At 72.1% G+C, this 13,997-nt stretch carries 13 protein-coding genes; all 13 read right to left on the reverse strand.

What is annotated here, in order from left to right:
- Positions 1-48: 48 nt before the first annotated feature.
- Positions 49-657 (reverse strand): hypothetical protein, encoded by a 609-nt coding sequence (locus RM788_RS14240; RefSeq protein ID WP_315932122.1) that lies wholly within the window; start codon positions 655-657, stop codon positions 49-51.
- Positions 654-1,289, reverse strand: coding sequence for a hypothetical protein (locus RM788_RS14245; protein WP_315932123.1), 636 nt, complete (start codon positions 1,287-1,289; stop codon positions 654-656). The genes RM788_RS14240 and RM788_RS14245 overlap by 4 nt, the downstream gene beginning before the upstream one ends.
- A 19-nt stretch (positions 1,290-1,308) precedes the next feature.
- Positions 1,309-1,860 carry a hypothetical protein gene (locus tag RM788_RS14250; RefSeq protein WP_315932124.1) on the reverse strand — a complete coding sequence of 184 codons (552 nt, stop codon included), beginning with the start codon at positions 1,858-1,860 and terminating at the stop codon, positions 1,309-1,311.
- Complete coding sequence (locus RM788_RS14255) at positions 1,857-2,708, reverse strand: hypothetical protein (protein ID WP_315932125.1); 852 nt, start codon at positions 2,706-2,708, stop codon at positions 1,857-1,859. Before RM788_RS14255 ends, RM788_RS14250 begins: the two co-directional genes overlap by 4 nt.
- Positions 2,705-4,492 (reverse strand): DNA repair protein RecN, encoded by a 1,788-nt coding sequence (gene recN / locus RM788_RS14260; RefSeq protein WP_315932126.1) that lies wholly within the window; start codon positions 4,490-4,492, stop codon positions 2,705-2,707. The genes RM788_RS14255 and recN overlap by 4 nt, the downstream gene beginning before the upstream one ends.
- An 83-nt stretch (positions 4,493-4,575) precedes the next feature.
- Positions 4,576-5,472: an NAD kinase gene (locus tag RM788_RS14265; protein ID WP_315932127.1), complete on the reverse strand. Its 897-nt coding sequence runs from the start codon at positions 5,470-5,472 to the stop codon at positions 4,576-4,578.
- Positions 5,469-6,278: a TlyA family RNA methyltransferase gene (locus RM788_RS14270; RefSeq protein WP_315932128.1), complete on the reverse strand. Its 810-nt coding sequence runs from the start codon at positions 6,276-6,278 to the stop codon at positions 5,469-5,471. The genes RM788_RS14265 and RM788_RS14270 overlap by 4 nt, the downstream gene beginning before the upstream one ends.
- Positions 6,279-6,282: 4 nt before the next feature.
- Entirely contained in the window at positions 6,283-6,456 is a 174-nt protein-coding gene (locus RM788_RS14275; RefSeq protein ID WP_211304817.1) for a hypothetical protein, read from the reverse strand.
- A gap of 127 nt (positions 6,457-6,583) precedes the next feature.
- Positions 6,584-8,026 (reverse strand): sensor histidine kinase, encoded by a 1,443-nt coding sequence (locus tag RM788_RS14280; protein ID WP_315932129.1) that lies wholly within the window; start codon positions 8,024-8,026, stop codon positions 6,584-6,586.
- A complete protein-coding gene (locus RM788_RS14285) occupies positions 8,023-8,715 on the reverse strand; it encodes a response regulator transcription factor (protein ID WP_315932130.1) in 693 nt (230 codons plus the stop codon). The genes RM788_RS14280 and RM788_RS14285 overlap by 4 nt, the downstream gene beginning before the upstream one ends.
- Positions 8,687-9,277: a hypothetical protein gene (locus RM788_RS14290; protein WP_315932131.1), complete on the reverse strand. Its 591-nt coding sequence runs from the start codon at positions 9,275-9,277 to the stop codon at positions 8,687-8,689. Before RM788_RS14290 ends, RM788_RS14285 begins: the two co-directional genes overlap by 29 nt.
- A gap of 1,218 nt (positions 9,278-10,495) precedes the next feature.
- Positions 10,496-11,284 carry an HAD-IIA family hydrolase gene (locus RM788_RS14295; RefSeq protein WP_399343514.1) on the reverse strand — a complete coding sequence of 263 codons (789 nt, stop codon included), beginning with the start codon at positions 11,282-11,284 and terminating at the stop codon, positions 10,496-10,498.
- Complete coding sequence (locus tag RM788_RS14300; protein WP_315932133.1) at positions 11,281-13,986, reverse strand: hypothetical protein; 2,706 nt, start codon at positions 13,984-13,986, stop codon at positions 11,281-11,283. Before RM788_RS14300 ends, RM788_RS14295 begins: the two co-directional genes overlap by 4 nt.
- Positions 13,987-13,997: the final 11 nt, after the last annotated feature.

Raw genomic sequence — 13,997 nt, forward strand, 5'->3', positions numbered from 1 at the left:
CGATGCCGGAGTGCGGGGAGGAACGCCACGCCGACCTGTCGGTGCTGCTCAGGTGGGTGATGATTCCTCTGTGGACACTTCCGGGTGAATCGGCGTGCCCATCGGAGGAGTGCCGGTGGCGGCGGCGTCCGGGAGCTGGTAGACGACCGCGCCCTCGGGGTCGGGTGACCACCGCGGCCCGCGCTGGACGAGCAGCGCACCCGCGAGCGCCGCGCCGCACGCGGCCATCAGCAGCCACATCGCGGTGCCGCCGGAGGAGTCGACCGATCCCTTGGTGATGTCATCGCGCTTCGCCATCACCAGGACGAATTGCCCCGTGGTCCACACCGAACCGAGGAGCAGCGCGGCCGCGGCGACCGCGGCGACCCTGGCCGCCACGGCCACCCGCGCCGGGAGCCGCGGATCGGCCAGCACCAGCACCGCGGCGACCACCAGCAGCACCGCCGCGACGACCACGGGAACCCCGAAGCGGGTCGGGTTCATGCCCGCGTCGACGATCCCGTCCGGGGACGTGTACTCGCTGCCCCACAAGGTCATCAGGAACTCAGTGCTGTGACCGCTGTCCAGCCGCTTCTGCTCGAACAGCGGCCGCGACGAGGCTGCCACCACCAGCGCGGCTCCGCCGAGCAACCCGACCACGCCCGCGACCCGGCTCACCGGTCATCGCCCGCGGTGTCGTCGGGAACCGGGATCACGGGCCCGCCGGCGTCGTCCGGCAGCCGGTGCACGACCGCGGCACCCGGCCTGGGCGGGGGCGCGGCGGTCCGAGCGGGCCAGTCCTGCACCAGCAGACCGCCCGCGAGTGCCACGACGCAGGCCAGGGCCAACACCCACACACCTTCGCGCAAGGACGTCGTGACGGTGACGAACCCGCTGTCCTCGTTCCGCAACGACGGCAGCAGGACTTGACCTACGGTCCACCCGGAGCCGGTGAGCAGGAAGGCCGCGAGCACCGCGCATACGTTGGTGGGCGCCGCGAACCGGGCGGGCAGCCGGGGAGCGCCCAGCACCAGCGCGGCCGTGACGACGAGCAGTACCGCCGCCACGACGACCGGCACGCCGTAGCGGACCGGGCTGGAGCCCAGCCCGGAACTGATGTCGGAGGACGCGTTGGTGCCCCAGAGTCCCGTCTCGTACCAGGACCGCCCCTCGGCGAACCTGACGTCCTGCCTCAACAGCGGCAGCCGCGTGGCGACCAGTGCCAGCACCGCGCCCACCGCCAGCGCTACCGCTCCGACCGTCCGCCACGGCCGGGGCCCGGGTCCGTCCTCGCCGATGGGCAGTGCCACGATTCCCCCGTTCGAACGGCTACGACACCTGTTCGTGCTCTTCGCTGTCGGGCAGCCGGTACACGACCGGGCCTTCGGGCTCGGGTGCCCGCTCGACCTGCTCCGGCACCCGCTGCACCAGCACACCACCCGCGAGGGCGACGACGCAGGCGATCACCAGGATCCACAGGCCGAGGGCGGGCGAGGTCAGGGTGATCGGGTCGACGCGGCGGTTGCCCTCGGCCAGGCGCAGGTAGACCTGGAAGGTGGTCCACACGACGCCGACGAGCATGAGCGGCGCACCCGCGGCCAGGAACCGCGCGATCGCGCCGAACCTGCGGTGGCGCAGGAACAGCGCGGCCAGGACGAGCAGTCCGGCCGCGACCGCGATCGGGATGCCGTACTGGACCGACGAGCGGAACTCGTCGCTGTCCGGCTGGGGGCCGGTGATCGTGCGGACGTTCCACGCCGTGACCTCGAACTCCAGCTGCTCGGCCAGCCGGTAGGCCTGGCGGTACAGCGGCAGCAGCGCGCCCACGAGCGCGAGCACCGCCCCGGCGAGCAGTGCGAAGAGTCCGAGGCGGTGCCTCATGACCGGCCGGGAGGGTCGACCGGGTCGAGGGTCACCCTGGTGGAGGCTTCGTCGGGATCGTCCTCGGGCCCCTGGGGGCCGTACTCCGCGGGCGGGAAGCCGAACGCGGGGGTGTCGAGGTCGTCCGTGGGCGCATCGGGCAGCTGGTACACGACCGCCTCGCCGACGTCCTCGACGCGTTCCCGCGAGCGCTCCCGCGGACGTTCGCGTTCGCGCTCACGAGGGCGTTCTTCCCGCGAGCGCTCGTCGACGGCGTGCCTGCGCCTGCGGCGGGGAGCCGGTTCCGGTTCCGGCTCGGGTTCGCGCACCCGGTCGCGGATCCGGTCCGCGCGCTCCTCCAGGTCGCGCCACTGGGAGCGGTCGTCCTCCTCGGGCAGCTCCTGTACGAGCACCGCGCCGAGCGTGCCGACGAACCAGCCGCCGCCGAGCAGGAAGAGGCCGAGGTCGAGGGTCTGGACGAGCTGGCCGCCCGGTGGCACGGACACCACGGCGACAGCGGCGGTGTTGGTGACGAACAGGTAGACCGACCAGGCCACGCCCAGCAGCACGGCGGCACCGGCGACGGCCGTCAGGCGGCCGACCGGCGAGGGGCCGCGGAACACCATCACCGCGGCGAGCAGCAGCAGCAACGCCGCCAGCACCAGGGGAACCGCGAACACCGGGGTGGACGCCGTCACCCCCGGCGTCAGGGTGCTGCCGAGCGCGGTCACGACCAGGGTCGCCTGCTGCGCGGCCCCCGTCCGCACTTCCGTGTAGAGCGGCAGCAGCACGCCGCCGACGGTCGCGATCGCGCCGAGCGCCAGCGCGACCGCGCCCACGAGGCGGCGGTTCATCCCGGCTGGATTCATGTGACCTTTTTACGCGTCTTGCGCCGCACGACGGGGGCGCTGTCCTTGTCCGCCTTGGCCGCCGCGAGCAGTTCCACGGCGTGCGCGCGGCCGGTGTCGGTCGAGTCCATCCCCGCGAGCATCCTGGCCAGTTCGACGACGCGTTCCGACTCGTCGAGCACCCGCACACCACTGCGGGTCAGGATGCCGTCCGCCGTCTTGTCGACGACCAGGTGCCGGTCCGCGAACGCGGCGACCTGCGGGAGGTGGGTGACCACGATGACCTGGTGGCTGCGCGCCAACCTGGCCAGCCGCCTGCCGACCTCGACCGCGGCCCGGCCGCCGACACCGGCGTCGACCTCGTCGAAGACCAGCGTCGGCACCGGGTCGGAGTGCGACAGGACGACCTCCAGCGCGAGCATCACCCGTGACAGCTCACCGCCGGACGCGCCCTTGTGCACCGGCAGCGCGGGCGCGCCGGGGTGCGCGATGAGGCGCAGCTCGACCTCGTCCACACCGCTGGCACCGGCGTGCAGCAGCACCTTGCCGACCTGGAGCGCCTGCGTGTCGCCCTTCTCGGCGGCACGGGGGTGCACGACGACCTCGATGTTCGAGTGCGGCATCGCGAGCCCGGTCAGCTCGTCCGACACCTCCTTGCCCAGCTCCTCGGCGGCGCTGGTGCGCGCGTCGGAGACCTGGGCGGCGTAGACCGCGAGTTCGGCGGCCAGCTCGTCGCGGCGCGCGGCCAGCGCCGCCAGCGCCTCGTCGGACGTGTCGAGCGTCGACAGGCGGTGGTTGGCGTCCTCGGCCCACGCGATCACGCCGTCGATGTCCGCCGCGTACTTGCGGGTCAGGTGCTTCAGCTCGGACTGCCGGGCCAGCACCGTCTCCAGCCGGTTCGGGTCGGCGTCGAGGTGGTCGAGGTACGAGCCGATCTCGGCGCCGACGTCCGCCAGCACCGCGGCCGCCTCGACGAGCCGGGACTCCAGCGCGCGCAGCGCGGGGTCCTCCGACGTCGCCACCCGGCGACGCGCCTCGCCGATGAGCCCCAGCGCGCCGGGGTTGTCCGGGTCGCCGTCGGCCGCGCCGCTCACCGCGTACTGCGCGCCCGTGGCGGCCTCGCGCAACTGGTCGGCGTCGGCGAGCCTGCGGGCCTCGTCGACGAGTTCGAGGTCCTCGCCCGGCTTGGGGCCGACCGCCTCGATCTCACCGAGCCCGTGGCGCAGCAGGTCGGCCTCGCGGGCGAGCTCGCGGGAGCGCTCGGAGCGCTCCGTCAGCTCGGTCGCGACGCGCAGCCACTCCTCGCGCAGCCGCTGGTACTGGCCGAGCGGCCCGGACACCTCGTCGCCCGCGAACCGGTCGAGGACCGCCCGCTGCTCGGAGGGGCGGAGCAGTCTCAACTGGTCGTTCTGCCCGTGCACGGCGAGGAGCTGCTCCGCGAGTTCCGCGAGCACACCGACCGGCACCGAACGGCCGCCGAGGTGTGCCCTCGACCTGCCGTCCGCCCCGACGGTGCGCACCGCGATCACGGTGCCGTCCTCGTCCGGTTCGCCGCCGACCTCGTCGGCGACCTTCGCGGCCGGGCTACCCGCTGGTGCCCGGAACCTGCCCTCCACCACGGCTTTGTCGGCACCGGTGCGCACTCTCGACGCCTCGGCCCGACCACCACCCAGAAGGTGGAGCCCGGTGACGACCATGGTCTTGCCCGCACCGGTCTCACCAGTAACGACGGTGAATCCGGCATCGAGTTCTAGGGTTGCCTCATCGATCACACCGAGGCCCTGGATGCGCATCTCGGCCAACACAGGGCGAACCCTAGCCGCACGCACCGACACACGGGTGCCTCGGGAGGCGAATCCGGTCACGACCGCGCGTCCTCGCGGCGCCGTCAGCCGCGCGACGGCCCGCGCCAGCCCTGCACGGGGAGCGAGAACTTCTCCACGAGCCGGTCGGCGAACGGTCCTTCGCGCAGTCGGACGAGCTTGATGGGCGTCTTCCCGCCGACGACCTCGACCCGCGTGCCCGCGGGCAGGTCGAACGTGCGCCTGCCGTCGCAGCACAGCACGGCGGGGTGGCCGTTGGGGTCGACCTCGAACGCCACCACGGACGCGGGCGACACGACCAGGGGCCGGGCGAACAGCGCGTGCGCGTTGCTCGGCACCACCAGCAGCGCCTGCACGTCCGGCCACACCACCGGTCCGCCCGCGGAGAACGCGTAGGCGGTGGACCCGGTGGGGGTCGCGCACAGGACGCCGTCGGTGCCGAACGCCGACACCGGGCGGCCGTCGATCTCCACGACCACGTCGAGGATGCGCTCGCGGGAGCTCTTCTCCACGCTGGCCTCGTTGAGGGCCCACGTCCTCGCGATCTCGAGCCCGTTCACGGTGGCCGTCACGTCGACCGTCATCCGGTCCTCGACGTGGTACTCGCGGTCGATGACGTGGGTGATGGCCTCGTGCAGCATGTCCGAGTCGGCCTCCGCGAGGAACCCGACCCGGCCGAGGTTCACGCCCAGCACCGGAACACCCGCGGCGCGCGCCAACTCGGCCGCCCGCAACAGGGTTCCGTCACCGCCGAGCACGAACACCAGCTCGGTGCCCTCGGCCGCCTTGTCGTCGGCGGGCACGATGCTCATGGAGCAGCACGGGTAGAGCTGCGGGGCCTCGTCGTCGAGCAGGCGCAGCCGGACACCCGCCTCGGCGAAGCGGAGCGCCACCTCCATCGCCAGCTTGATGTTGCTCTGCCGTCCGGTGTGGACGACGAGCAGGATCTCGCGCTCGGTCATTGAGGTCCTTCCGCGACAGCGGTTCGCACGAGCGCGGCGGCGGCTTCCGGCTCCAAGGGGTCGCCCAGCCGGAGGCGGACGAAGAACTCGACGTTGCCGGACGGTCCCGGCAGCGGACTGGCGATCACGCCGTGCAGGCGCAGGCCGAGGTCGGCGGCCGCCTCGACCACGGTGAGCACGGCGTCGGCCCGCAGCCCAGGGTCGCGCACGACCCCGCCGGACCCGAGCCGTTCCCTGCCGACCTCGAACTGCGGCTTGACCATCGGGACCAGGTCGCCGTCGGGCTTGAGGCAGGACTTCAGCGCGGGCAGCACGAGCTTGAGCGAGATGAACGACAGGTCGGCCACGACGAGGTCGACCGGCCCGCCGACGTCCTCGGGCGTCAACGCCCGGACGTTGGTCTTGTCCTTCACCACGACGCGCTCGTCGGTGCGCAGCTTCCAGTCCAGCAGCCCCCGGCCGACGTCCACCGCGACCACCTGGCCCGCGCCCCGGCGCAGCAGCACGTCGGTGAACCCGCCCGTGGACGCGCCCGCGTCCAGGCAGCGCGCACCGGTCGGGTCGATGTCGGAGAACGCCTCCAGCGCGCCGACCAGCTTGTGCGCGCCGCGCGACGCCCAGTTCGGGTCGTCGACGTCCTCGCGCACCACCACCGCGGCGTCGATCTCGACCGCCGTGGCCGGTTTCGTGGCGACCGTGCCGCGCACCGTCACCCGACCCGCGGACACCAGCTGACTGGCGTGCTCACGCGACCGGGCGAGCCCTCGCCGCACCAGCTCGGCGTCGAGCCGAGACCTCCTTGGCACGGGATCAGACCTTGTCGATGCTCGAAAGCGCGACCGTCAACGCCGTGTGCGCGATGTCGAACCGCGCCACGTGGTCAACGATCTCGAGGTGCTCAAGACCCTCCAGGCCGGCCAGGGCCGCGTCGATGCCCAGCACGGGATCGACCGGCGGGCCGGGCAGGGGAACGTCGACGTTCACGTGGTCACGGTAGCGGATCGCGTCGGGGGAACACGCGCGAGAGTGGCGCACGGCGCTTCCGGGCGCGGTGGTGAACCGGCGGGCCCCGACCCACGTAGAACCCGTGGTGAACCCTGCCTGAACACCGTCAAGCCGGGCGGGCCGGCAGCGCCATCGTGAACACCGCGCCCGCCCCCGGCGTGGTGGTGACGAGGAGGTCCCCGCCCTGCGCGGCGACCAGCGACCGGGCGATCGCGAGGCCCAGCCCGGCGCCCCCTCCGTCGGCGCGGGTGCGCGAGGCGTCCGCGCGGTAGAACCGCTCGAACACCCGCTCGGCCTGCTCCGCCGTGAGCCCCGGCCCGTCGTCCGCGACCTCGACCACCGCACGCCCGTCCACGGTGCCGACGCCGACGCGGACCGCCGTGGCGGCGGGGGTGTGCCGGACGGCGTTGCCCACCAGGTTCGTCACCACCTGGCGCAGCCGCGCCTCGTCGCCGAGAACGGGCGCGGGACCGACCGGCCCGCCACCCGGCCCGGTGAGCGACACCGGCCGGGTCGGGTCCAACGCGCGCAGGTCGTGCAGCGCGTCCACGGCCACGGCGCGCAGGTCCATCGGCTCCATCCGCAGCGCCGTCGGGTCCGCCTCGTCGAACCGGGCGAGCAGCAGCAGGTCGTCCACGAGCCGTTCGAGCCGCCGCGACTCCCGTTCGATCCGGTCCATCGTCCGGTCCACGTCCGCCCGCTCGGGCAGCGCGCCCATCCGGTACAGCTCCGTCGACCCGCTGATGCCCGCCAGCGGGGTGCGCAGCTCGTGGCTCGCGTCGGCGACGAACCGGCGGGTGCGCGCCTCCGACGCGGCCCTCGCCGCGGCCGCCTCGTCGATCCGGTCGAGCATCCCGTTCATCGCCGCGGCGAGGCTGCCGACCTCCGTCGTGGGCGCCGCGATGTCCGGCACCCGACGGCCCGGCTCACCGGCGGCGATCGCCGTCGACGTCGCCTCGATCTGCCGCAGCGGCCGCAATCCTGCGCGCAGCGCGAAGAACCCGAGCAGTGACAGCAGCACCAGCAGCGCCGACCCGATCAGGTAGCAGTTGGTCCGAACCCCGCCGACGATCGCTTCCACCTCGTCCAGGGAGGACGCGAACACGACGACGTCGCCCTGACCCGCACCCTGGTACCTGGCGGGCAGGACCAGGACCCGCCAGGAGGGTGACACGTCGAACGGCCGCCCGGTCCGCGCCGCCGTCGCGGCGTCGAAGGCGGGCAGGTCCGACGCCACGTCCCCGCCCAGCCGGAACGTCCCAGCCGCCAGGCCGTCGGCGGACAGGTAGGTGACGTGCATGGCGGTCACCAGCTCCAGCACCTCGGAGGCGTCGCCGGGCGTCGCGTCCCCGAACGCGGCGAGCGCCTGCGGCGGCACCCGCGACAACAGCTCACCGCCCGCCCGCAACTGGCTGTCCACCCGGTCCACCAGCGGACCGCGCAGCGACGCCACCACGACGGCGGTGGTCGCGACCAGCCCGACGGCCAGCAGCACCAGCGTGATCACCAGCAGCCGCGCGCTCAGCGGGACCCGGCGGAGCACCGTCACGGCCGCGGGGTCCGCAGCACGTAGCCGATGCCGCGCACGGTGTGGATCAGCTTCGGCTCGCCCCGGTCCACCTTGCGGCGCAGGTAGCTCACGTAGGACTCCACGATGCTCGGGTCGCCGCCGAAGTCGTGGTTCCACACGTCCCGCACGATCCGCGACTTCGCGACGATCTGGTCCGCGTGCTCCATGAGGTACCGCAACAGCCTGAACTCCGTCTGCGACAACTCGACCCGGTCACCACGGCAGGTCACCAGGTGCGCGCCCGGATCCAGCTCCAACTCCCCGACCACCAACGGCGTCCCGCTCGGACCACCGGCCGACCGCCCCGCCCGCCGCAGCACGGCGTGGATGCGCGCGATCAACTCCTCCAACCGGAACGGCTTGGTCACGTAGTCGTCACCCCCGACCGACAACCCGTCCACCTTGTCCTCGTGGGTGTCGCGCGCCGTCAGGAACACCACGGGCAGATCCTCGCCGTGCGCCAGCCGCAACCGCCGCAACACCTCGAACCCACCGATGTCCGGCAGCATCACGTCCAGCACCACCAGCCCCGGCGGCTCCCGCTCCGCCAACCCCAGCGCCGCTGCCCCGTCCACCGCCGTCACGACCTCGAACCCCGCGAACCTCAGGCTGGCGCCCAACAGCTCCCGCAGCGTCGGATCATCCTCGACCACCAGCAACGACGCCATTCCCCACTCCTCCAGCCACTCGCCCCCCGGCAACGACCACCAACCCACCCAACGCCCCCGCCACCGCCCCGGCAAGCAAACCGAGCAGAAGTGCCTCCCACCACACCCCACCCACCCCGGCACTCGTGTCCAGGAACACGAACCCCCGCACCGACACCACAAGATCAAGCCGAACCGACGCCAACACCACCATCAACAACGACGCCCCACCAAACACAACCCCAAGCCCAGCAGCACTCCGCACCACCACCTCCACCGGCCCATCGCCGGCGGTCCACCACCCGGTCAGCACCCCGCACACCAGAAGCAGGACAACAGCCACCACCGACATCGGCCACACCGGCACGTCGAACGAGGCAAGATCCGGCACCGACTCCCCCGCGAACCGCCCCACCAACACCCGCGCCTGCTCATCAAGTTCAACGGACCAGCCAACACCAACACCACGCGTGATCACCGCGAAAACCACACTCGGCCCCAACAGCAACACCGCCCCCACCACCCGCGCCCCCTGCCCCTGCGCAACCACCACCCCAACCGCCACCCCGATCACAACCGCCACACCCAACACCCAACACCCGACCCACCGCCACCAACGCAGGCCGCACCACCACCACAGCACTCAACCGCCACACCCCAACAACCAGCAAAACCGCAAGAAAGCCGTGCAGCACAACAGAACCAGCAGAAACGGACACCCCCACACCCCCACCCGCAACCACCACAGCCATCCCCAACAACCCCGGAACCCCCATCAACACCCCGACAACCACCCCCCAACAACCCCAACGCCACAACCCCACCCCAACCACAACCACCCCGACAAACGCGACCCCCGTCGCCACCACCCCAACCCCAACCGCCGCCCCACCAGCAACCCCACCACCAGGCAACCGCGGCACGAACTCCACCACCGCCCCAACCGCCGCCCCCACAACCCCCACCGCCTGCCGCGCAACACCACCAACACCAAGCAACGCCAACCCAACAGCAGCCAAACCCCACATCACCACAAACGCGAACGCCCCCACCACCACACCCACCAGCACATCCCGCACACGCACAGTTCCCATGCCCCGCAACGTATGCACACCACATCTCGCCACCCTGAACGTCCCCTGGACGCAACCTGGAAAACCAAGACCTCCCCGGCCGAACCACGGGAAACGATCAACAACATCCAGCGAACACAGTCAAATTGCCGGCAAACCCACAGCAAGGCGCATCGCCGATCAAAGCACCAGACAGATCAGCCACACCCCACCGGCGCAGCCGCCCCCTCGCACCCGGCGCGGAGCGCCAGTGGCCTACCGACGCGCAGCAAGGTGCCCTGCCGACGCGCAGCGAGGTGCCTTGTCAGGCGCAGCCTGATACTGGCGGAGCCAGACCTACCCCTGCCCCCGATACACAGCGCCCTCCTGCCCCCACCTGTTTTGTCAAGACGGCTTTATCATCTTGACAAAACAGGTGGGGGCATTGAGACAATTGCGCGCACGGGGGCCGGGCTACGCCAGGCGGTGAACCCACAACACACCGAAACAGAACTCCACAGGAGACGCGGGACAACACACCGCAGGCCGAACCCCACAGGAAGCGGGCCACAACACACCGCAAACCAGGCTCCACAAGAAACACCGCACCGGAACCCGAACTACCCCAACCCACACCCCAGGCCGGTCTACGCCAAGACCACGCCCCACCCACCACAAACCAAAAGGGCCGACCCCCGCCAGAGCAACCCACACCCCACCGAGACCCGGCCCCCAGCCCCACCCAACCCCTAGAACAACCCCGACAAATCCCCCGCGATATGCGTAGGCCTCTGCCCTTCGGGCAAAGCCAACGCCTCCGCCTCCGTGGACACCCCCGTCAACACCAACAACGAGTCCATCCCCGCGTTGATCGCCCCGGCGATGTCCGTGTCCAACCGATCCCCCACCACCAACGGCCGCCGAGCCCCAAGCGACTTCGCCGCCTGCTCCAACAACGGCGCCGCCGGCTTCCCGGCCACGAGCGGCTCCCGATCAGTAGCCGCCTTCAACGCCGCCACCAACGCACCGCACCCCGGCAACAACCCGCGCTCCGTGGGCAACGTGACGTCGACGTTGCAGGCCACCCAAAGCGCCCCACCGCGCAGCACCACGCAGGCCTCGGCCAGCTCGCGCCACCCGAGGTCCTGCGACAGCCCCTGCACGACCGCCACCACATCGGCGGCGGCCTCCCGAACCGGCACGAAACCGGCCCGAGTCACCTCATCGGCCAAAGCGTCCGTACCCAGCACCAGAACCCGAGCCCCGGCGGTCAGGTGATCGGCCAACATCGCCGCCCCGGCCTGCGCACTGGTGCTCACCTCGTCCAACGCGGCCTCGAACCCGATCTCCACCAGGTGGTCGGCCACGTCCTGCGGAGCACGAGAAGCGTTGTTGGTCACGAACCGGATCCCCACCCCCTGGGCGCGAGCGGCCGCAACAGCCTCCGCCGCCCCTGGAACGGGTTCCTTGCCCCGGTACACCGTGCCATCGAGGTCCAACAGCAAAGCGTCGTATCGCGCCAACAACGTCCCGGTCACTGCTCCGCGTTCTCCTCGTCTTCTGCGTCTCCCGCGACGGCCTTCGCGGGCGCGTCGGTCTTCGCGGGGGCCTCGGTCTCCGCGGTCTCGTCCGCGATGTCCTCTTCGACGACCGAGAACCCGAACGCCCGCTCGGCCGCGTCCGTCTCGTTCTCGTCGTCGGCTTCCGCGGCGTGCAGGAACCACTGCACCGACTCCTCGGCCCGACCAGCGGCCTCGAGGTTGTCCGCGTACGCGTAGAACAACCGCGCACTCCACGGTTCGCGGCGCTTCGGGTCGAGGTCGTCGCCCTGGAGCGCGACCACGGCCGCGTCGAACTGCCCCATGTCCCGGCGAGCCCCGGCCGCGACGATGCGCAGCTCGACAGCCTCGTCCGGCGCCAACGGCTGGCCCTGGACCTCACGGGCCAACTCGAGCGCCCGCTCCGGACGCCCGAGCGCCCGTTCGCAGTCCGCCATCACCGCGATGTGCCCGGTACCGGTGGACATGCGACGCGCGGCGCGCAACTCCGACAGCGCCTCGGCCCATTCACCCGCGTGGTACGCGGTCAGACCCGCGGCCTCGCGGATGACGCCGATGCGAGCGGCCTTGCCCCGCGCGTAACGAGCGTGCTCGAGGGCCAGCACCGGGTCGGTGTCGACCAGGAGCCCGGCCGCCGCCAGGTGCCGGCCGACGATCTCGGCCAGGCCCTTGGGCAGTCCGCGCAGCTCGCCCTTGATCTCGGGGTCGAGCGCGGAGATGTCCGCCTCCGGGGGCAGTTCGGGCGCACGCGCCCGCTGGTAGCCCTCTTCGGCGGCCGGAGCGGCGGGAGCGGACTCCCGCGCGGGCGCCTCGGCCGCAGGAGCGGCGGCGGCGTCGGCCCGAACGTCGGCGGCGACGGCGGGCGTCTCCGCCGACTCGTCGGCGTCGGTCTCCGGGGTCGTGCCCGAGCCGTACTGGGGCGTGCGCTCCTGGAAGCGGGCGGCCCGCTGACGGCTGCGCTCGTCGCGCTTGTCGTCCTTGGCCGAGGTGTCCTGGGGCGCCTCGACGCGCGCTTCGACGCGCGGCTTGGCGTGCCGCGGCTTCTCGTGCCGGGGACGGTCCTCGCGCGACGTGGTGCGCTCGCCGCCCGCACGCTCGTAGCGCGGCTTGTCGTCGCGCTGCGAGCTGCTCGGGCCGCGGTCCTCGCGGGGCTTGTACTCGCGCTTCTCGCCTACGCGGTCTTCACGCGGCTTGTACTCGCGACGCTCACCGCTGCCCGCACGGTCCTCGCGCGGCTTGTACTCACGGCGTTCGCCACCGGCCGGTCGGTCCTCGCGCGGCTTGAACTCGCGACGCTCGGCACCAGCACCGCGGTCTTCGCGGGGCTTGTACTCACGGCGCTCTCCGGCGCTGCTGGAACGATCGTCACGCGGCTTGTACTCCCGACGGTCGCCACCACTGCTGGAACGGTCCTCGCGCGGCTTGTACTCGCGGCGCTCGCCGCCCGCGGACTTGTCGTCGCGGTACTGGTACCCGGCGCGACCGCTGTCGTCGCGGCGCGGGGCAGCGCTGTCCCGGTCTTCGCGCGGCTTCTCGTAGCGCGGCTTGTCGTCGCGCTGGTAGCCGCCGGTACCGCGATCCGTGCGGGGCTTGAACTCCCGGCGCTCCGCAGAGCCGCCGCGGTCTTCGCGGGGCTTGTCGTAGCGCGGCTTGTCGTCGCTGCTGCGGTAACGGCTGTTGCCCGCGGCCAGGCCGCCGCGCTCGTCGCGACGCGGGTAGCTGGTGCTGCCCTCGGTGCGCGGCTTGTACTCCCGGCGTTCCCCACCGCTGGAGCGGTCGTCGCGCTTGAAGCTGCTGCCGGTGCCCGTGTTGCGGGGACGGAAGTCCGGACGACCGTCACGGCTGTCCGTCTTGTACGTGCCGCTCGAACCACTGGTGCGCGGACGGAAGTCCGGCCTGCTGTCACCACCGCGGTCGGGGCGCTGGTACGAGCTGCCACCACTCGACCGCTGGCCGCCGCCACGGGGGCCGTCGTCCTTGCGGTAGGTGCTGCCACCGCGGTCGTCACGGGCCTTGTCGTAACGAGGCCGGTCGTCGCGCGGCTTGTACGAACTGGAGCCGCCTTCGGTGCGCGGCTTGTAGGTGCTCTCGCGCGGCTTGTACGTGCCGGAACCGCTTTCCGTGCGCGGCTTGTACGTGCTTTCGCGCGGCTTGTACGTGCCGGAACCGCTTTCGGTGCGCGGCTTGTACTCCCGGCGTTCGCCGCCACCGGAGCGGTCATCGCGAGGCTTGTACTCGCGGCGCTCACCGGTGCCGGAACCCGAGCGGTCGTCACGGGGCTTGTACTCACGCCGCTCGCCACCACCGGAACGGTCGTCACGGGGCTTGTAGGAGCCGCCCGTGCTTCCCGAACGGTCGTCGCGACGCGGGTAACCGCCGCTGCTGCTGCCGGAACCGGTGCCGCGGGGCTTCTCGTAACGGGGACGGTCGTCGCGAGGCTTGTACTCGCGGCGTTCGGCACCACTGGACGCGCCGCGCTGATCGCGCCGAGGGGCGTCGCTGTTGGGGGCGACGCTCTTGTCGTCGCGCTTCGGATAACCGGCGGCGCGTTCGGCGCCTGTCGGACGTCCACCACTGGACGACCTGCGGTCACTGCTTTGGGCTGGACCACCATCGGAACGGCGCGGTCGGTCTCCCTGGCCACGCTGACGGTCGCCGGGACGTTCCCCGAACCTGGACACCTGATTCCTCC

The organism is Umezawaea sp. Da 62-37, from assembly GCF_032460545.1.
Lineage (GTDB): Bacteria > Actinomycetota > Actinomycetes > Mycobacteriales > Pseudonocardiaceae > Umezawaea.